The organism is Bacillus sp. REN3, assembly GCF_017912555.1.
In the GTDB taxonomy this organism is placed as follows: domain Bacteria; phylum Bacillota; class Bacilli; order Bacillales; family Cytobacillaceae; genus Mesobacillus.
Genome location: NZ_JAERSD010000010.1, coordinates 19,219 through 37,781 on the forward strand (window position 1 = coordinate 19,219; position 18,563 = coordinate 37,781).

15 protein-coding genes are annotated in these 18,563 nt (G+C 45.7%); 1 reads left to right on the plus strand and 14 read right to left on the minus strand.

Annotation, left to right across the window (positions count from 1 at the left end; translation table 11 throughout):
* Nucleotides 1-16: 16 nt before the first annotated feature.
* The 7 genes from JJQ88_RS10550 to JJQ88_RS10580 form a co-directional block, all read right to left on the minus strand.
* On the minus strand, nucleotides 17-1,000 hold the full coding sequence (locus JJQ88_RS10550; RefSeq protein ID WP_210365857.1) for an alpha-ketoacid dehydrogenase subunit beta: 984 nt from the start codon (nucleotides 998-1,000) through the stop codon (nucleotides 17-19).
* Between the two features lie 12 nt (nucleotides 1,001-1,012).
* On the minus strand, nucleotides 1,013-2,008 hold the full coding sequence (locus JJQ88_RS10555; protein WP_210365858.1) for a thiamine pyrophosphate-dependent dehydrogenase E1 component subunit alpha: 996 nt from the start codon (nucleotides 2,006-2,008) through the stop codon (nucleotides 1,013-1,015).
* A gap of 30 nt (nucleotides 2,009-2,038) precedes the next feature.
* On the minus strand, nucleotides 2,039-3,460 hold the full coding sequence (gene lpdA / locus JJQ88_RS10560) for a dihydrolipoyl dehydrogenase (RefSeq protein ID WP_210365859.1): 1,422 nt from the start codon (nucleotides 3,458-3,460) through the stop codon (nucleotides 2,039-2,041).
* Between the two features lie 12 nt (nucleotides 3,461-3,472).
* Nucleotides 3,473-4,570, minus strand: coding sequence for a butyrate kinase (buk, locus tag JJQ88_RS10565; protein WP_210365860.1), 1,098 nt, complete (start codon nucleotides 4,568-4,570; stop codon nucleotides 3,473-3,475).
* A gap of 129 nt (nucleotides 4,571-4,699) precedes the next feature.
* Nucleotides 4,700-5,794, minus strand: a complete 1,095-nt coding sequence (gene bcd, locus JJQ88_RS10570; RefSeq protein WP_210365861.1) for a branched-chain amino acid dehydrogenase — start codon at nucleotides 5,792-5,794, stop codon at nucleotides 4,700-4,702.
* A gap of 32 nt (nucleotides 5,795-5,826) precedes the next feature.
* The gene (gene yqiS, locus JJQ88_RS10575; RefSeq protein ID WP_210365862.1) at nucleotides 5,827-6,732 is read right to left on the minus strand and encodes a phosphate butyryltransferase; all 906 of its coding nucleotides are present in this window, start codon (nucleotides 6,730-6,732) and stop codon (nucleotides 5,827-5,829) included.
* Nucleotides 6,733-6,858: 126 nt separating this feature from the next.
* The gene (locus JJQ88_RS10580; RefSeq protein WP_210365863.1) at nucleotides 6,859-8,928 is read right to left on the minus strand and encodes a sigma 54-interacting transcriptional regulator; all 2,070 of its coding nucleotides are present in this window, start codon (nucleotides 8,926-8,928) and stop codon (nucleotides 6,859-6,861) included.
* A 161-nt stretch (nucleotides 8,929-9,089) separates the two neighbouring features.
* Here JJQ88_RS10580 and JJQ88_RS10585 point away from each other — a divergent pair, with 161 nt between their 5' ends.
* Nucleotides 9,090-9,350 (plus strand): DUF2627 domain-containing protein, encoded by a 261-nt coding sequence (locus JJQ88_RS10585; RefSeq protein ID WP_210365864.1) that lies wholly within the window; start codon nucleotides 9,090-9,092, stop codon nucleotides 9,348-9,350.
* 4 nt (nucleotides 9,351-9,354) lie between these two features.
* On the opposite strand, the gene JJQ88_RS10590 is transcribed toward JJQ88_RS10585, so the two are convergent.
* The 7 genes from JJQ88_RS10590 to dxs all read right to left on the minus strand — a co-directional run bounded on the left by JJQ88_RS10590 (nucleotide 9,355) and on the right by dxs (nucleotide 18,463).
* Nucleotides 9,355-10,086: a glycerophosphodiester phosphodiesterase gene (locus tag JJQ88_RS10590; protein ID WP_210365865.1), complete on the minus strand. Its 732-nt coding sequence runs from the start codon at nucleotides 10,084-10,086 to the stop codon at nucleotides 9,355-9,357.
* A 460-nt stretch (nucleotides 10,087-10,546) separates the two neighbouring features.
* Entirely contained in the window at nucleotides 10,547-11,341 is a 795-nt protein-coding gene (gene spo0A, locus JJQ88_RS10595) for a sporulation transcription factor Spo0A (protein ID WP_210365866.1), read from the minus strand.
* A 269-nt stretch (nucleotides 11,342-11,610) separates the two neighbouring features.
* Complete coding sequence (gene spoIVB / locus JJQ88_RS10600; protein WP_481748295.1) at nucleotides 11,611-12,903, minus strand: SpoIVB peptidase; 1,293 nt, start codon at nucleotides 12,901-12,903, stop codon at nucleotides 11,611-11,613.
* A gap of 120 nt (nucleotides 12,904-13,023) precedes the next feature.
* Nucleotides 13,024-14,715, minus strand: a complete 1,692-nt coding sequence (gene recN / locus JJQ88_RS10605) for a DNA repair protein RecN (protein ID WP_210365867.1) — start codon at nucleotides 14,713-14,715, stop codon at nucleotides 13,024-13,026.
* Between the two features lie 16 nt (nucleotides 14,716-14,731).
* Nucleotides 14,732-15,181, minus strand: coding sequence for a transcriptional regulator AhrC/ArgR (ahrC, locus tag JJQ88_RS10610; protein WP_210365868.1), 450 nt, complete (start codon nucleotides 15,179-15,181; stop codon nucleotides 14,732-14,734).
* A 543-nt stretch (nucleotides 15,182-15,724) separates the two neighbouring features.
* Entirely contained in the window at nucleotides 15,725-16,567 is an 843-nt protein-coding gene (locus JJQ88_RS10615; RefSeq protein WP_210365869.1) for a TlyA family RNA methyltransferase, read from the minus strand.
* A 3-nt stretch (nucleotides 16,568-16,570) separates the two neighbouring features.
* Entirely contained in the window at nucleotides 16,571-18,463 is a 1,893-nt protein-coding gene (gene dxs / locus JJQ88_RS10620; RefSeq protein ID WP_210365870.1) for a 1-deoxy-D-xylulose-5-phosphate synthase, read from the minus strand.
* Nucleotides 18,464-18,563: the final 100 nt, after the last annotated feature.

Here is an 18,563-nt window from a genome sequence, read left to right on the forward strand (position 1 = left end):
CCATTATCCGTTCACGTTAAAATTCGGCAAGCTCTCTCATCGCCTTTTCCACTTTATCAGGGTTGATCATGAAAAACTTCTCCATTGTTGGGGCATAAGGCATCGCAGGGACATCCGGGCCTGCTAACCTCTTGATAGGAGCATCCAGCTCGAACAAGCAGTTCTCAGCGATGATCGCAGAGACCTCGCTCATGATGCTGCCTTCTTTGTTGTCCTCTGTCACAAGCAGGACTTTTCCTGTTTTCGAAGCAGCCTCGATAATGGCTTCTTTGTCCAAAGGATAGACAGTCCTCAAGTCAAGGATATGCGAGGTTATGCCATCCTTGGCCAATCGCTCTGCTGCCTGAAGGGCAAAGTGAACAGCGAGGCCATATGTGATGACTGTTATGTCTTCTCCCTCACGCTTCACGTCCGCCTTGCCAATTGGAAGGACATAATCATCCTCGGGTACTTCTCCCTTGATCAGCCGATAGGCACGCTTATGCTCAAAGAACAATACTGGATCTTCATCCCTGATTGCGGCTTTCAAAAGCCCCTTAACATCGTATGGAGTCGAAGGCATGACAATCTTCAATCCCGGCTGATTCGCGAATACTGCCTCAACCGACTGCGAGTGGTATAAAGCGCCGTGCACTCCGCCTCCATAAGGAGCACGGATGACCATCGGACAGCTCCAGTCATTATTGGAGCGGTATCGTATCCTTGCTGCCTCAGAAATGATCTGGTTCACGGCAGGCATGATAAAATCAGCAAACTGCATTTCTGCAATCGGGCGCATCCCGTACATGGCAGCCCCGATCCCGACACCGGCTATAGCCGATTCAGCAAGTGGCGCATCAATCACCCGTTCCTCCCCAAATCGATCGTAGAGGCCCTGGGTTGCTTTGAATACTCCGCCTTTCTTTCCGACGTCTTCTCCAAGAACAAAAACTCTTGGGTCTCTTTCCATCTCTTCTTTTATTGCCAATGTTACTGCATCTATATAAGAAATAACCGCCATCCTTGTTCCCCCTTACTCTTGAGCGTATACATATTTTAAGGCGTGTTCCGGCTCTGCATATGGTGCGTTTTCAGCATAGTCCGTAGCTTCATTGACCATTTTCATGATTTTATCATTGATTTCTTTTTCGGTGTCATCATTCATGATCCCATTTTCCTTAAGATAAGCACCGAATGTGATGATCGGGTCATTTGATTTAGCCTTGGCGACTTCATCAGGGGCACGATAGCTCCTATCATCGTCATCCGAGGAGTGAGGAGTCAGACGGTAGGAGACCGCCTCAATCAATGATGGGCCTTCCCCTCGGCGTCCGCGGTCAGCGGCTTCCTTGACAGCCTGATATACCTCAAGAGGGTCATTCCCATTCACCGTAACCCCGGGCATGCCATAGCCAATTGCCCTGTCAGACACTCTCTCGGCGGCAACCTGCTTCTCGTATGGAACCGAAATCGCGTATTTATTGTTTTCAACCATGAAGATGACAGGCAGCTTATGGACTCCGGCAAAGTTTGCACCTTCGTGGAAATCCCCCTGGTTTGATGAACCTTCACCAAAAGTAACGAAAGTAACCAGGTCCTTCTTTTCCATCCTCCCTGCAAGGGCAATTCCAACTGCATGAGGAACCTGCGTTGTTACAGGGGAAGATCCGGTCACGATCCTATTTTTCTTTTGCCCGAAATGGCCTGGCATCTGGCGGCCGCCTGAGTTAGGGTCTTCCGCTTTGGCAAAACCGGAAAGCATCAGATCTTTTGCAGTCATGCCAAAAGTTAAGACCACGCCCATGTCCCTATAGTACGGAAGAACATAATCCTTTTCCCGGTCCAGTGCGAACGCGGCGCCTACCTGCGCGGCCTCCTGCCCTTGGCAGGAAATCACGAACGGGATTTTCCCGGCGCGGTTCAGCAGCCACATCCGCTCATCAAGCCGGCGTGCAAGCAGCATTGTTTCATACATTTCCAAAACTTTCTCATCACTTAAACCAAGTGCAGCGTGACGGTTTTCTGCCATCGTTATACCTCCCAATTGTTCGTATTGCTCTTAAGAATGGATCGCAAGGCCATCAACAGCCAATGCGGCTTCACCAATCGCCTCGGATAGCGTCGGATGCGGATGGATTGTATGGGAAACTTCCCAAGGAGTGGCATCCAATACCTTTGCGAGTCCTGCTTCGGATATCATATCGGTGACATGAGGTCCGATCATGTGGACGCCAAGGATATCGTCGGTATTTTTATCAGCGACGATCTTGACAAAACCATCTGTCTCCCCATAGACAAGTGCTTTCCCGATTGCCTTGAACGAGAATTTCCCTACTTTCACTTCAAAGCCTTTTTCAATCGCTTCATCTTCGGTAAGACCGACGCTCGAAGCCTCTGGAGAGCTGTAGATACATTTGGATACGAGCGAATAGTCGATCGGCCGAGGCTCTTTTCCGGTGATATGTTCAACAGCCACTATTCCTTCATGTGACGCAACATGGGCCAGCTGCAGTCCGCCAATCACGTCCCCGATTGCGTAGATATGTGATTCCTTCGTCTGGAAAAATTCGTTGGTCTGGATGAAGCCTTTCTCAAGCTGGATTTCAGTATTTTCAAGACCGATGCCCTCTACGTTTGCCTGTCGTCCGACAGAAACGAGCAATTTGTCTGCAGTAAATTCCTTTTGTTCCCCCTTGATTTCTGCGCTGATGGTCACACTGCCGTTTTTTTGGAGGGTTTCTGGAAGCACTTTTGCTCCCGTGACGATTTTGACGCCTTTTTTCTTCATTGCTCTCTGCATTTCTTTCGAAACTTCCCTATCTTCTGTAGGGACGATCCGGTCAGCATATTCGATGACCGTTACTGATACGCCAAAGTCAGCAAGCATCGAAGCCCACTCGATTCCGATCACGCCGCCTCCGACGATGATGATTGATTCCGGAAGTTCTTCCATCTCTAGAGCTTCATCTGATGTCATGATGTATTCGCCATCAGCCTCAAGTCCTTGCAATGTCCTTGGCCTTGATCCAGTCGCGATAATCACATTCTTTGGAATGAGCATTTCGTTCTCTTCGCCATTATTCATTTCGACAGAGACCGTTCCAGGCATTGGCGAAAAAATCGAAGGGCCGAGGATACGCCCGTAACCTTCGAATACATCGATTTTCCCCTGCTTCATCAAATGCTGGACACCTTTGTGCAGTTGGGAGACAATCTTGCCTTTGCGTTCCTGTACCTTTGTGAATTTTACACCGACATCTCCTGTTGTAATGCCGAAATCTTCGCTCTTCTTGGCTGTAGCATAAACTTCCGCGCTTCTTAACAGCGCCTTGCTTGGTATACAGCCCTTATGGAGGCATGTCCCGCCAAGCTTGCCCTTTTCGACTATAGCAGTCTTCAACCCTAGCTGCGAAGCACGGATAGCCGCAACATATCCTCCTGTACCGCCGCCGATTATGACCAAATCGTATTCCTCTGCCATCTCTATCGCTCCTTAAAATCGATTTCCGTTTCCCGGATATTCTTTTACAGCTTCTTCACCGCGTAGAATTCTCAACGCCCCTTCCGACAGTGCTTGCAATTCATTCTCACCTGGTTTGACAATTACATCAGCGATCCAGTCGATCCGTTCCGAAATATCCCTTACGAACTCTTTTCCATATGCAAGCCCTCCAGTCAAGATAATCGCATCCACTTTTCCGGCAAGGACTGCGCTTGCGGAGCCTATTTCCTTGGCAACCTGGTATGCCATTGCCTTGTACACCCGTCTTGCCTTTTCATTGCCCTGCTCGATCATTTTTTCGACCTTAATCGCATCATTTGTCCCAAGATACCCTACAAGGCCACCCTGACCGACGAGCTTCTTCATAATCTCTTCTCGATAATAATCCCCAGAATAGCAAAGTGTGACAAGATCACCTGCTGGGACTGTACCGGCACGTTCCGGGCTGAATGGGCCCTCGCCGTGAAGTCCGTTATTAACATCGATTACCCTCCCCATTTTATGGGCGCCGACAGTGATTCCGCCACCAAGGTGGGTAACGATCAGGTTCGTTTCCTCATATTTCTTCCCAAACTCGCGTGCGACCCTTCGGGCAACTGCCTTTTGATTCAAAGCATGAAAGATGCTTTTTCTTTCAATCAATGAAAAACCCGAGATCCGGGCAATCGGATCGAGCTCGTCAACTACAACTGGATCGACGATATAGGAAGGAATATTCAGACCAGTGGCGATTTCATATGCCAGGATGCCGCCTAAATTTGAAGCATGCTGGCCTGAATAGCCGGCACGCAAATCAGCAAGCATTTTGCCGTTTACTGCATAGGTTCCGCCTTCTATTGGCCTCAGAAGACCTCCGCGCCCGCAAACAGCGCTTAGTTTCGAAATATTGATTCCTTCCATATCGAGCGTTTCCAGTATCATGTTTTTCCTGAATTCGTACTGATCGATGATTGTTTCAAATGAATTCGTTAATGCAGCATCATGGCGGATGGTTTTCTCCATTACGGAAACTTCATTATCAAAGACTCCGATTTTCGTTGATGTAGAACCTGGGTTTATCACTAGAATCCGATATTCTGTTTGTTGCACACAATGTTACCTCCAATTTAATAACGGACCTCATCCGGCTATCCGTATAAACCATCAAATTCCAATTTGGAAACAGCAAGGGCGCCGAATGACAGATTCAGCGCTCTTGCTGCTTATGCCTTTTCGATTTTATCGGCGGCTCAAGATGTGGTGGCCATTCTGAAGGAATTGGCTGCGTGAATTCCGCATTCTTTCGATACGCTCTTCTGCCATCAGGTCTGCGGCTTTATAGGTAGGGATTCCATCCCTCTTTGCAATCTCGATTACTTTTTCGATATTGTTGTAAATCGTTTCAACCTTCTTCAGGGCCCGTTCGCTGTTATAGCCATAAAGTTCATCGGCAACGTTGATGACGCCTCCGGCATTGATGACATAGTCCGGAGCATAGACAATTCCTAGTTCATGGATCAAATCTCCATGCTTCGTTTCCTTCAATTGGTTGTTTGCTGACCCAGCAATTACCTTTGCCTTCAACTGGGGAATTGTTTCATCATTGATGACCGCACCAAGTGCGCATGGAGCATAAATGTCACATTCAACTCCATATATTTCATCTGGCTCCACTGCCTTTGCACCGAAATCATCGACAGCTCTTTGGACAGCTTCCTTGTTAATGTCTGTTACGATCAGTTGCGCGCCTTCTTCATGGAGGTGGCGGCAAAGAGTGTAAGCAACGTTCCCTACCCCTTGGACAGCAACCGTCTTTCCTTCGAGTGAATCTGTTCCGTATGCTTCTTTGGCCGCCGCCTTCATTCCTCTATATACGCCATAAGCTGTTACCGGGGATGGGTTTCCGGAAGATCCGAATGCCGGGGAAATACCCGTGACAAAGTCTGTTTCTTCATGGATCATGTCCATATCCGCAACTGTTGTGCCGACATCCTCAGCAGTGATATACCTTCCGTTCAAACCCTGTACATAGCGGCCAAATGCACGGAACATTTCTTCATTCTTATCCTTGCGCGGGTCACCGATGATCACCGTTTTGCCTCCGCCAAGATTCAAGCCTGCAGCAGCATTTTTATATGTCATTCCTTTCGCAAGGCGCAGCGCGTCTTCAATCGCTGCTTCTTCGGACTCATAGGTCCACATCCGGGTGCCGCCAAGCGCCGGCCCAAGAGTCGTATCATGAATGGCAATGATTGCTTTCAATCCCGATTGTTTATCCTGGCAAAATACCACCTGCTCGTAGTCATACTGTTCAAGATACTTAAAGATTTCCATTCCTTTTTCCTCCCCTTATATATGTAGAGTGATTATTTTGATGCAGAGCATAACGCCAAAGCAAGAGAATACAGCTTGCTTTCGGCAGTGTCTGCCCTGGACGTCAACACGATTGGGGCCATTGCGCCGGCTATCACTGCACCAACCTTTGCATTGGCAAAATAAATCAATGATTTATATAGGACATTGCCAACTTCAATGGCAGGGACAAGCAGAATATCGGCCATTCCGGCAACCTCGCTGCTGATTCCTTTGTGTTCTGCAGCAGTCTTTGACACGGCATTGTCAAGGGCAAGGGGGCCATCGATGATGCAGCCTTTAATCTGTCCGCGCTTGTTCATCATAGATAGGGCAGCCGCATCAAGAGTTGCCTGCATGGCCGGATTGACCGTTTCTACTGCCGCCAGTGGTGCAACTCTTGGATACTCGATCCCGATTGATTGAGCAACCTTTACTGCATTTTTCACGATTTGCACTTTTTGCTCCAAATCAGGAGAAATATTCATCGCAGCATCTGTCACAATCGTGAACCTGTCGTATCCTGGCACTTCAAAGACTGCAACATGAGACAGGACTGCTCCAGTCCTCAAACCATATTCCTTGTTCAGGACAGCTTTCAAAATAGAAGCCGTCGGGATGTTTCCCTTCATTAAAACATTTGCTTCGTCCGACTTGACTGCTTTCACAGACATTTCCGCTGCAATATTAGTATCCCGGGCAGAGATGATTTTAATCGCATCATGATCAAGCAGTTCCCGATGTTCCGATGAAATGATTCTCTTGATTTCTTCATCATTTCCGAATAAAAGGAAGTCAGCTAGATTGTGATTGACTGCTTCTGCGACCGCTTCCACTACTTCGGCATCTTCCGCTGCAGCAACTGCAACTGTCTTTCTCCCGGCTTGTGATGCCTTTTTAAGCAGCAATTCCAATTCCATGTTTGCCTTCAACCCTTTCCTTTAATGGCGCATCACCCAAGTATTTTATAATGCAAGAACCGTGCCAAATCAAAAACATGAAAGCGCTTTATTTCTCCCACAAAACATTCTGCAATATTTTGCGCACTATGAATTATTTTGCATGCTAAAGATTTCAATTTTATACTTTTCTATTTTATAGTATAAATTGCGGACGGAGACACCAAGCATTTTTGCGGCTTTCGTTTTATTGCCATCTACCCTGTTAAGTGTTTCCCTGATGATTTTTTCTTCATGCTTTTCCATTTGGGATGTTAATGTTTCGGACACCGGGAATGAGTCCATTTTTTTCTGTGACTCCTTCGGCACACTTCCCTGTAAATCAGGCAAATGTTCTGCATCAATGATTGTTTCGTTAAAATTCAGGAAGATGATGGCTCTGCCAAGCACATTTTCCAATTCCCTTACATTGCCGGGCCAATCATAGTCCATCAGTTTTTTTATCGCCCGGTCTGTAACTCCCTCGACGTTTCGCCCATAATCCTGATTAATCTTATGAATCAATCTTTCGCACAGCAGCGGGATGTCTTCTTTCCTGCGCCTTAATGGCGGAATGTGGATTGGCATCCTATTTAGCCGGTAATATAAATCTTCGCGGAAATTACCATTGGCAATCCCTTTTTCCAGGTTCATGTTCGTGGCGGCTATCACCCTTACATTGATTTGAACAGCCTTTGTACCGCCAACCCGGACAATCTCATTCTCCTGAAGGACCCTTAACAGCTTGGCCTGTGTGTTGGCAGGCAACTCGCCAATTTCATCAAGGAAAATACTGCCGTTATTCGCCTCTTCGAAAAAACCGCGTTTGCCTCCTCTTTTAGCACCGGAAAAAGCTCCTTCTTCATAACCAAAAAGTTCGCTTTCAAGCAACGACTCAGAGATGGCTGCACAATTCACCCTTATGAACTTATTGAATTTGCGGTCACTGGCATTATGGATGGCATGGGCGAACAGCTCTTTTCCGGTACCTGATTCACCTCTTAATAAAACAGTTGCAGGCGTTTTAGCCCCAAGCTTTGCCTGTTCAATGGGAATAGTCATTTCCTCGGATTGACCAATTATATCTTCAAACGAATACTTCGCTTCCAACGTCCTGATGATCTGTCTGGCACGGTTAAGTTCCCGACTGAGATTCTTGATTTCTGACACATCGTGGATCACCCCTACGCTCCCCTTCAAGATTCCATCGACAATGATTGGGGCGACATTGACAACTACTTCTTTCTTATTCGGTCCAACCCTCATGGCTGCGCCTCTTACCGGCCGTCTTGTCTTCAGTACTTTCATATGCATGCTTTCACCTTCGGAAATATCAGCTGTCGCCGGCTTGCCAATGACTTCCTCTTCCTTCAGTCCGGTAATCCGTGTGTAAGCCGGATTGATCATCAGACCGCGGCCGTTCTCGTCTACGACCGAAATGGCTTCATCGCTGGAATGGATAATCGCCTGGAGCATCGTCTGGATTTCCTTAAGGTCCGTGATTTCCTCAGCAAGGTCAACTACTTCTGTTATGTCTTTAAAAACTGCAAATGCACCGATCAATTGATCATCCGCATCCAATATCGGTATTCTTGTCGTAATGATTTTCGAACCATTACCCAGCTCGAACTCCTGGTTATTCTCAACCTTCCTTGTCGTCAAAATCCTGGGCAGTTGGCTTGATGGGATGACTTCCAAAACGTGTTTCCCCTCTGCTTCCCGCTTTGGTATCCCAACGATTTTTTCGGCGCTCTTGTTAAACAGCGTAATAATTCCTTCAGTGTTGATCACAATCATTCCATCGCCTGTCGAGTTGAAAATCAAATTATGTTCATATGTAATCTTTCTCAGCGTCTGGATTAAATCTTCTTTCTCTTCAAGGAGCATGGCCAGAAGGAACGCAACACTGCCGGGGATCAAAACAGTGTTCTTGCTCCGGGCATCCCGCAATTCCCGAAAAACCTGCTCATCACCTGTCACTTCAATGATGATATCAAGATCATCAGATAAGAAATGCCGCCAATCGGTCCCAATTCGAATCCCTTCTTTTTTTGCGGCTTTGATTCCTGGCGCCGATGGATTGAGATCGACTACAGCTGTTATTTCAGCTGTCCTTTTAAATATGTCAAGGATCGCCATCCCGCCTTTTCCCGCTCCAACAATCAATATTTTTTGCATATTATCCTCCAATTACCCGGAAAAATATTTCACACCTTGCGTATATAGCCTGCAATATTCTTCAGGTCCATTGTAAATGTTTTTGACAGCCTTGACAAATTTCGTTATTGTTTTATCATTTAGGCGAGAAGAAATTATTTATTTGCGAAGGGAAATCATCCATGACAAGGATCATTGCACTCATCATCATGCTGATACCAGGATTTATCGCAGCATTGGGGATTAAATTGATGCGCGATATGGTATTTGGCATTTTGCAGTCACCATTTCCATACTTATGGCTCCAATTCCTCGCAGGACTTGTTTTTTTCCTTGCAGGTTTAGGCTTTGTGGCCGGGTTCATTCTCCACAGAGATCGAAAAAAGAATAAAGTCCAGGCAATCTTCAGGATTCCGGACAGCAAAAAACAAAACAGGCCATGACACATCAGGCCTGTTTTGCTTTTCTTTTAATTTTCCTTGCCTTAACCGGGTCATCCGTTATCACAGCACTGCAATCAACCTTGAAAAGCCGCTCAAGTTCCAGCTCACTGTTCACAGTGTACGGCCGTATTTTTATCCCATGTTCATTTGAAGCGAGGATGATTTCGTCCTTTGCTGCCCGATAATGAGGATGGAAGCCCTTTGCCCCGATGGACTCCGCATAAATCCATGGCATATACAGCCCTTCTGCCAGCAAAGGGGCAATCTCAATTTCCGGGGCAATCCTGCTGCAATATACGATGCTATAATGATTGAAGGATGAGAGGATGATCCTTTCAGACAAATTGAATTCCCTTACCATAGAAACAACCATTTCCTCCATCCCTTTGTAAGGAAATACCCCATTCTTCAGCTCGATATTGCAAAACAATTCCGTTCCGGATACCCAGTCGAGAACCTCTCTTAACGCAGGAATAGGCTCCTTTGCAGAATCGGCACCATGGAATCCCGCATCCAGTCTCCGGAGTTCAGATAAAGTGAAATCCTTGACGAAACCTGATCCATCTGTTGTCCGGTCAACTTTTTCATCATGAATGACAACAAGGCTGCCGTCTTTCGCCATTTGCACATCAAGCTCGATCCCATCCGCTCCGGCTTTTTCCGCCTCGGAAAATGCTTTCATTGTATTTTCTGGAAAAGCAGCTTTATATCCACGATGAGCGAAAATGTGTGTCACATGCAATCACACCTTTATCAAAAAAATTTGGAAGTTAAATTAAGGCTCCAGCGGCTTTCTTGATCGAACATGGATGGTCAAAGAATCCGTTCCGCGAGAAAAGTCCTGAATCATCCGTCCTGCCGCCAAGTGCATTGTCTTTTGACCCGGTCTGACTTTCACAAACTCGCAATGGCGCCTATGGTAAAAATAAAAGACCAACGCAGTCATTGGCCTTTTATCATCTTCTATTTCTGTTTCCTTCCATGCTCTCTCTTTCAACTTAGCACAGGGGAATGTTCTTAGGCACCCGGAGGTACTCCCTGCTCCGGATTTTCCATTAGTATTATCTCAACACAGCCTGGAGGTTAAGCAATTTTATTTTCAATCTGAGTTACATGCACTATGCTTCCATTCAGCATTGATAACAAAAACGATCTTCGTTTTTATAAATATTATGATGATTTCAAGCCTAACTCTTTCAAGAAGCTTTATGCTCAAGACGCAATTTGTCCGCAACCATCGCGATGAATTCGGAATTCGTCGGCTTTGCCTTGGACATCGAAACGGTGTAACCAAACAAGGAAGAAATTGAATCAATATTTCCTCTGTTCCATGCAACTTCTATAGCATGGCGGATCGCACGTTCCACACGGCTCGCTGTCGTATTGAATTTCTTGGCAATATCAGGATAGAGAACCTTCGTGATTGAGCCAAGAAGTTCAATATCGTTATAAACCATGGAAATCGCCTCCCTTAAATACATATATCCCTTGATGTGGGCAGGGACACCAATTTCATGGATGATGCTCGTGATACTGGCATCAAGATTCTTGGGCTTTGACTCAGTGTTCGATCTTCCGTAATTGAGTGAAGAGGACTTCCTGCCCGAGGTTTTTGCCTTGCCGCTAACCTGGCGGATATGCCCCGCAAGGTTATCCATATCGAAAGGTTTTAGAATGAAATAAGAAGCACCAAGCTCTACCGCTTTTTTTGTTACGTCTTCCTGACCAAAAGCAGTCAGCATGATCACGTTCGGGATGATAGCCTTCTCCATATCCCTTAGTTTCTCAAGCACTGCAAGCCCATCCAAATGAGGCATGATGATGTCCAGCAGCATGACGTCCGGATTTGTATCTTCAAGCATTTCCAGACATTCCTGGCCATTATGCGCAACCCCTACAACTTCCATATCATCCTGTGAAGAAATATATTCCTCCAGAAGCCTCACTAATTCTCTGTTATCATCAACGACGCTCACTTTAATTTTGTTCACTGCTTGGTTCCTCCTCAATCCGATATAATCACATTTTTTATTCTCTAATTCCTATTCTAAATGACTAATTCGACAATGCAACAGAAATTCCTCTTATTTTTAATTTTTTCTTGAAAATGCAATATTTTCTATTGATTGCTCTTGTTTCCTTCGTTTTTCGACTTATTTCGTCAGTTGACAAGAAGAATGATGGAGTTTTGTCGAATTTTCTTTATATTTTTGAATTATCCACAAAAAATGGCGGCAGCTGCCGCCATTTAATCCATGATTTAACTCGCTTGTTCTCTCGGTTTTTCATAAATATCGATTCCGGCTTCATTCAGCATCCATTCGATATGGACACCATACCCACTGGTTGGATCGTTCACAAAAACATGTGTGACAGCGCCAATCAGCTTGTTGTCCTGGATAATCGGACTCCCGCTCATTCCCTGGACAATGCCCCCGGTTTTTTCAAGGAGCTCCGGGTCTGTAACTTTGATGACCATTCCCTTTGTTGCAGGGAATTTTTGTGGAATCGTGCTGACGATTTCAATGTCAAAAAGCTTCACTTCATCGTTGTTCACAACTGTTAAAATCTTTGCAGGCCCTTCTTTCACCTGATGGGAAAGAGCAATTTGAAGCGGCCTATCAAAAACGCCATTTTTAATATCTTTGTTCAATTCACCAAAAATCCCAAAAGGGCTGTTCCTTTTAATATTCCCGATGATTTCCCTGTCAGAAGAAAATCGTGCCAGTTTCTCTCCCGGATCGCCTTTTCCGCCTTTTTCAATCGAAGTCACTGTGGAGCGGACAATCTGCCCATCTTCGACGACAATCGGCTTTTTCGTATCCATATCGGATATCACATGGCCGAGGGCTCCATATTTTTTTGATTCAGGATGATAAAATGTCATCGTCCCTATTCCGGCAGCCGAATCCCGGATATACAATCCGAGTTTATAAATACTTTCATGAACATCTTTTTTGGGCTGGATACGGGCTTTAATCTTTTCGTTCTCTCTTTTCAGCACGAGGTCCAAAGGCTTGCCATCCTGTCCTGCCTTTTTTACAATTTCACCAACATCAGCAAGTTTTTCAATTTGGCTGCCATTGATTTCAGTGATGATATCACCTTTTTGGACTCCGGCTTTTTCTCCCGGAGAAACTTTGCCTTCTTCCGCCTGTACTTGGTGGTGTCCGACCACAAGAACACCGATTGTATTCAATTTCACACCGATTGACTGTCCTCCCGGCATAACCCTGAAGTCCTTTAAAACATTCACATCGACTTTTTTCACAGGGAAACCAGCAAGCTCCAGAACCATTTCATTCTTTCCCGGTTCTTTTGCTTCCAGAGCCACAAGCTTTCCTTTTCGCTCAACTGCTATGCTTGAATTCCCTTCCGGGGCAGAAGCAGATACCGAGCTTGCCGGAAAATCAAATTTTTGACCCTCGAACAGGGTTATATCACCTGGAATTGACAAGTATTCATGTACTGGTTTAGCAAAGCCTAAAGCAATTAATGAAACAAGGAGAATTCCACCAATTAATTTTCTGAGAAAATCACTTTTCAAATCCATTCACTCTCCTCGCTTCTTGTCCACACACACATCGAAATGGCTACATCTTTAATTTTGCCTCGAGCCGTTGCATTTATAACCTGTATAACAATAAAAAAGCTACCCTTTATGGATAGCTTTTCAAGTCACAGCTTTCATTTTATGCGCAAGCTCCAGAAGTTCTTCTGCATGCTGCCTTGTCAGGTCGGTAATTTCCACTCCAGAAATCATCCTGCCGATTTCTTTTGCTTTTTCGTCCCTCGTTAGCGGTGTCACCGATGTCTTCGTCCGTCCATTCCTGATTTCCTTTGCGATATACAAGTGTGTGTCGGCCATTGCGGCAACTTGTGGAAGATGGGATATGCAAAGCACCTGTGATCCTGTCGAGACGTTATAGATCTTTTCGGCGATTGATTGGGCCACACGACCGCTGACCCCGGTATCCACTTCATCGAAAATGATCGAGGTAACACCCTGATGCTTGGAAAAGATACTTTTAAGCGCAAGCATGATCCGCGACAGTTCTCCGCCAGAAGCAATTTTGGACAGGGGCTTCACAGGCTCTCCGGGATTGGTTGAAATGTAAAACTCCACCTTATCCACACCGTTCTTTTGGAAGTTATCTGGATCTGATTGGATTTTTAATTCGAAAATCGCTTTTTCCATATACAGTTCCTTAAGTTCTTTATGGATAAGTTTCGTTAATTTCTTCGCCCATTTTTTACGTGTTTCCGTTAATTGCTCTGCTTCAAGCTGCAAATCTTTTTTCAGGGAAGCAAGCTCTTTCTCTAATTGGCCAATATGGACCTCTTTATTTTCCAGCGTCTCAATTTCTTCTTCGATTTTGGATGCATATTCGAGGATTTCTTCTATCGTCCTGCCATATTTTCTTTTCAGCTGGTTGATTTCATTTAGCCTCTCCTCAATTTCATTGAGGCGCTGCGGGTCGTATTCAAGAGAGTCAAGTTCATTCCGAATCGTCCTTGCTGCATCTTCCAGAGTGTAGAAGCTGTTGGATACAGACTCTGCCACCGCCTGATAGGCTGGGTCAAGTTCTGAGGCAGTTTGCATATTATCCATGACCATCGCAATCCAGTCGAGTCCCTTCTGCTCACCTTGCAGGGCTGAATAACTCGTTTGGATGCTTTCAAAGATCCGCTCGAAATTGGCAAGCTTCCGTTTTTCCTCGGACAAATCATCATCTTCATTGATTTTTAAGTCGGCAGATTGGATTTCATCCAGCTGGAATTGAATCAAGTCAAGGCGGTGGGCCATTTGCTGTTCGTTTTCACTTAAGTTCTTCAATTTCTTCTGTGTCAGTTCAAATGACCTGTATACTTGCTGATATCCTGCGAGATCCGGTTCAATTTCCTCTGAACCAAATTGGTCCAGGAGGATGATATGCTTGGTTTCATCCATGAGTTCCTGATGTTCGTGCTGGCCATGGATGTCGATCAGTGTGGAACCCACTTCTCTCAATACCGCGATGGTGACAAGCTTCCCATTTATCCGGCATACACTTTTGCCGTTCCTGGAAATGTCCCTTCGCAGCACAACCATGCCATCTTCTATATCAATCCCGAATTCGGATGCCTTCGTGTAACATGGATGGTTTTCTCCTTCAATGAAGAACAAGCCTTCAATTTCAGCTTTATCTTCTCCATGGCGGACAAATTCCGAGGAGCCCCTGCCGCCGACTAGAAGATGGATCGCATCGATAATGATCGATTTCCCTGCGCCTGTTTCTCCAGTCAGTACGGTCAACCCTTTCTTAAAGGATATTGACAGATTTTCGATTATTGCGAAATTGCTTATCGATAATTCATTTAACAAGCGACCGTCACCCCATTTACAGCATTTCAAGGAAACGATTCGCAATCACTTCCGTGTCATCCGGTGAACGGCAAATGATCAAGATGGTATCGTCTCCGCAAATTGTTCCAAGTATATCATCCCAGTCGAGATTATCAATCAATGCACCGATTGCATTAGCGTTCCCAGGCAAAGTCTTCATGACCAATAAATGCCCCGCATGGTCGATTCTCACGAAGGCATCCACCAGCGCCCTTTTGAGCTTTTGCAATGGGTTGAAACGCTGGTCGGCAGGCAGGCTGTATTTATACCTTCCATCAATCAAAGGCACCTTAACAAGGTGCAGCTCTTTGATATCCCTTGAGACAGTAGCCTGGGTGACATTGAAACCAGCACTTTTCAAACGGTCAACAAGCTCGTCCTGTGTCTCAATGTCTTTGCTGGCAATCAGTTCGCGAATTTTAATATGTCGTTGTCCTTTATTCATCCTTTTCACCTCTATAAATGCATCCAACACATCTTTTCTTATAAATATTTATACTCATATGTTAGCCGATTTCTCCAGATTGTACAATCATTGGTGGCTGTCAGTCAGTAGGATTTGAAAGAAATTGACAAAACATCGAACGAAATATGTATGGTACATGCATGATCTTCCCTATTAAGCAAGTCCTTATACCAAGGAGCCACAAACCGGTTTGCTGCAATTATCCGTGACCGCTTCCGCCTGTTCTACTTTAAACAGAATTACCAGTCCTGCGGAAAAGTAGTCAACACATCACGTCGTACGGCTTATGCGGCTTGGATAAAACATATGAGCAGACTGGCCGCGAAAACAACTTTGCCTCCATGTTATTTTCCTCGACACTCCCCAAGTTGTCATAAGAATGCGGCTCAGCCCGGAACATTTACTTTTCCGGACTGTTTCCATTACCGCAGCTTCGCAGATAAGCAAGCCAGAGATGGAAGAAATAGCTGGAGGCGGACAGTGTGCATGCATTTGCCCCAAAAAAAAATAGGCATTTAATGCCTATTCTTCATGGGTTTGTTTTGTTTTCAGCTCGCGGTGGGCTTCCGAAACCACATCCTGAGGAGGAGTTCTGAACAAGAGCTGTCCTTTTTCTTTGGGATTGTTCCATTGAAGGTGAAGGAGGAATTCGATATTCCCGTCGCCTCCAGTGATAGGCGAGTAAGAAAGATCGCAAACATCATAACCTTCGCCAAGCGCAAACTGGATGATCCGTTCAAGGACCTCTAGATGCACTTTCTTGTCCCTAACAATGCCTTTTTTTCCGACTTGTTCACGCCCAGCCTCGAATTGCGGTTTAACCAGGGCGACAATGTCGCTGCCCGTCGCCAGCAATTTTTTCAAAACCGGCAGGATGAGACGCAATGAAATGAACGAGACATCGATGCTTGCGAAGTCCGGTATTCCGCGCGTCAAATCTTCTGGCTTCACATAACGGAAATTTGTCCTCTCCATTACGATAACCCTTTCATCCTGGCGAAGTTTCCATGCCAGCTGATTATAGCCAACATCCAGTGCATAGGACTTTTTCGCTCCGTTTTGGAGGGCACAATCGGTGAAGCCGCCCGTGGATGCCCCAATATCGAGCAATGTCTTTCCTGTAATATCCAGTTGAAAAACCTTCAGGGCTTTCTCCATTTTAAGTCCGCCCCTGCTGACATATGGGAGCGCATTCCCTTTCACGGTCAGGGGAATGTCACTGTTCACCTTCTCACCTGGCTTATCAAGCCTGGATTCATTTGAATAGACAAGTCCTGCCATGATAGTCCGCTTGGCCTTTTCCCTCGTATCCGCGAGGCCCCTTTCAACAAGGAGTACATCCAATCTTTCCTTTTTGTTCTTCATTTATTACGCCCTTTTTTGTTTTTGCCTTGCGAGCCTTTGGATCCGCAAAACAACATCATCTTTTGTCATTCCGATTTCCCTCAGCAGTTCATCGACACTACCGTGTTCAATGAATTGATCCGGGATTCCCATACGGTCTATTTCGGCTTTATGGAAGCCGAGCTCCTGTGCAGTCTCAAGGATATAGCTTCCGAATCCTCCCTGGAGTACGGCTTCTTCGATAGTCAATATCGGGATATTTTCCATAAAGATGCTTGTAAGCATTTTTTCATCAAGTGGTTTAATAAAACGCGCATTTACAACGCGGACTGAAATCCCCTGCTTTTCCAAGGTTTCAGCCGCTTCGAGAGCCATTGGGATGGTTGTGCCAAATGTCAGGATGGCGGCATCGTCACCTTCCCGCAAGACTTCCCATGTCCCGATTGGAAGTGCCTTAAGCTCTTCATCCATAGGCACTCCGAGGCCATTGCCACGAGGATAACGCATGGCAATCGGCCCCTCATCATATGCTAGGGCTGTATAAACCATGTGCTGCCCTTCGTTTTCATCCTTAGGCATCATTAATACCATATTCGGAAGATGCCTTAAAAACGCGATATCAAAAACGCCCTGGTGTGTCTCTCCATCAGCTCCAACCAGTCCTGCTCGATCAATGCCGATGAAGACGTTCAGGTTCTGGCGGCAGATGTCATGGACAACCTGGTCATACGCACGCTGCAGGAAGGTTGAATAAATGGCTAAAAATGGCTTCATGTCCTGGGTTGCAAGCCCGGCAGCAAAGGTCGCAGCATGCTGCTCTGCGATGCCCACATCAATCATCCTGTCTGGGAATTCACTAGCGAACCCCTCCAGTTTGGAACCCACTGGCATTGCAGGGGTGATTGCGACTACCCGGCTATCGGTGCGGGCGATTTTCCTTACCGTTTCACTGACCAGCTTGCTCCATGCAGGCGGGGCGGATTTTGGCTTGACGAAGTCCCCGGTGTCCATCTTGTAAGGACCAGTGCCATGCCAAGTGCCGATCCTATCCGTTTCGGCAGGGGTAAATCCTTTCCCTTTCTTGGTGATCACATGCAAGAGTACTGGACCCTCCTGCTTTTTAGCATAATTAAGATTCTCGAATAGATTCTCGTAATTATGTCCATCTACTGGGCCAAGATAGGTGAATCCCAATTCTTCAAAGAATATGCCGGATACAAATAAATATTTCAAGCTATCCTTTATTCTTTCGGCAGTTGCCGCTAATTGAGAGCCTACCGCAGGCACCTTTTTCAAAAGATATTCAAGCTCGTCCTTGACCCAATGATATTTCCCCGCAGTCCTTAGACGGCCAAGGACGTTGTGCAAGGCACCGACATTAGGGGCTATTGACATCTCATTGTCATTCAGGATGACAATGAGTTTCTTTTTCTCGTGCCCGATATGATTCAATGCTTCAAGGGCCATTCCCCCTGTAAGAGCTCCATCACCGATGATGGGGACGATATGGGAATGCTCGCCTTTCAGGTCCCTTGCGATCGCCATGCCCATTGCGGCTGAAAGGGAGGTAGAGCTATGGCCAGTTTCCCAGACATCATGTTCACTTTCGACCATTTTCGGGAATCCGCATAATCCTTTATACTGTCTTAGAGTATCGAAATCACATGCCCTTCCAGTCAATATTTTATGAACATATGACTGATGACCAACATCCCAGATCAATTTATCCTTCGGACTGTCAAAGCATTTATGCAATGCTATCGTGAGCTCCACAACACCCAGATTTGGGCCGATATGCCCTCCTGTCACTGATAATTTTTCGATCAAAAACTGCCGAATCTCCCCGCTTAATGTTTCCAGTTCCTTAATGGAAAGGTTTTTTAAGAAGGAAGGGTCTTTTATTGATAAAAGATCCATTCCGGACCACTCACTTTCATTTCTGACTTATTTTCCGTGTATTGTTTAACATTATTGTTAAGAAGTTGTTATTAATAACATATATTAAGTAAAACATTCT

What these genes read in the sequence shown, in the direction of transcription:
- JJQ88_RS10550 (WP_210365857.1), bottom strand. Translation starts at nt 1,000, where the DNA reads ATGGCGGTTATTTCTTATATAGATGCAGTAACATTGGCAATAAAAGAA.
- JJQ88_RS10555 (WP_210365858.1), bottom strand. Translation starts at nt 2,008, where the DNA reads ATGGCAGAAAACCGTCACGCTGCACTTGGTTTAAGTGATGAGAAAGTT.
- lpdA (WP_210365859.1), bottom strand. Translation starts at nt 3,460, where the DNA reads ATGGCAGAGGAATACGATTTGGTCATAATCGGCGGCGGTACAGGAGGA.
- bcd (WP_210365861.1), bottom strand. Translation starts at nt 5,794, where the DNA reads ATGGAAATCTTTAAGTATCTTGAACAGTATGACTACGAGCAGGTGGTA.
- yqiS (WP_210365862.1), bottom strand. Translation starts at nt 6,732, where the DNA reads ATGGAATTGGAATTGCTGCTTAAAAAGGCATCACAAGCCGGGAGAAAG.
- JJQ88_RS10580 (WP_210365863.1), bottom strand. Translation starts at nt 8,928, where the DNA reads ATGCAAAAAATATTGATTGTTGGAGCGGGAAAAGGCGGGATGGCGATC.
- JJQ88_RS10585 (WP_210365864.1), top strand. Translation starts at nt 9,090, where the DNA reads ATGACAAGGATCATTGCACTCATCATCATGCTGATACCAGGATTTATC.
- spoIVB (WP_481748295.1), bottom strand. Translation starts at nt 12,903, where the DNA reads ATGGATTTGAAAAGTGATTTTCTCAGAAAATTAATTGGTGGAATTCTC.
- ahrC (WP_210365868.1), bottom strand. Translation starts at nt 15,181, where the DNA reads ATGAATAAAGGACAACGACATATTAAAATTCGCGAACTGATTGCCAGC.
- JJQ88_RS10615 (WP_210365869.1), bottom strand. Translation starts at nt 16,567, where the DNA reads ATGAAGAACAAAAAGGAAAGATTGGATGTACTCCTTGTTGAAAGGGGC.
- dxs (WP_210365870.1), bottom strand. Translation starts at nt 18,463, where the DNA reads ATGGATCTTTTATCAATAAAAGACCCTTCCTTCTTAAAAAACCTTTCC.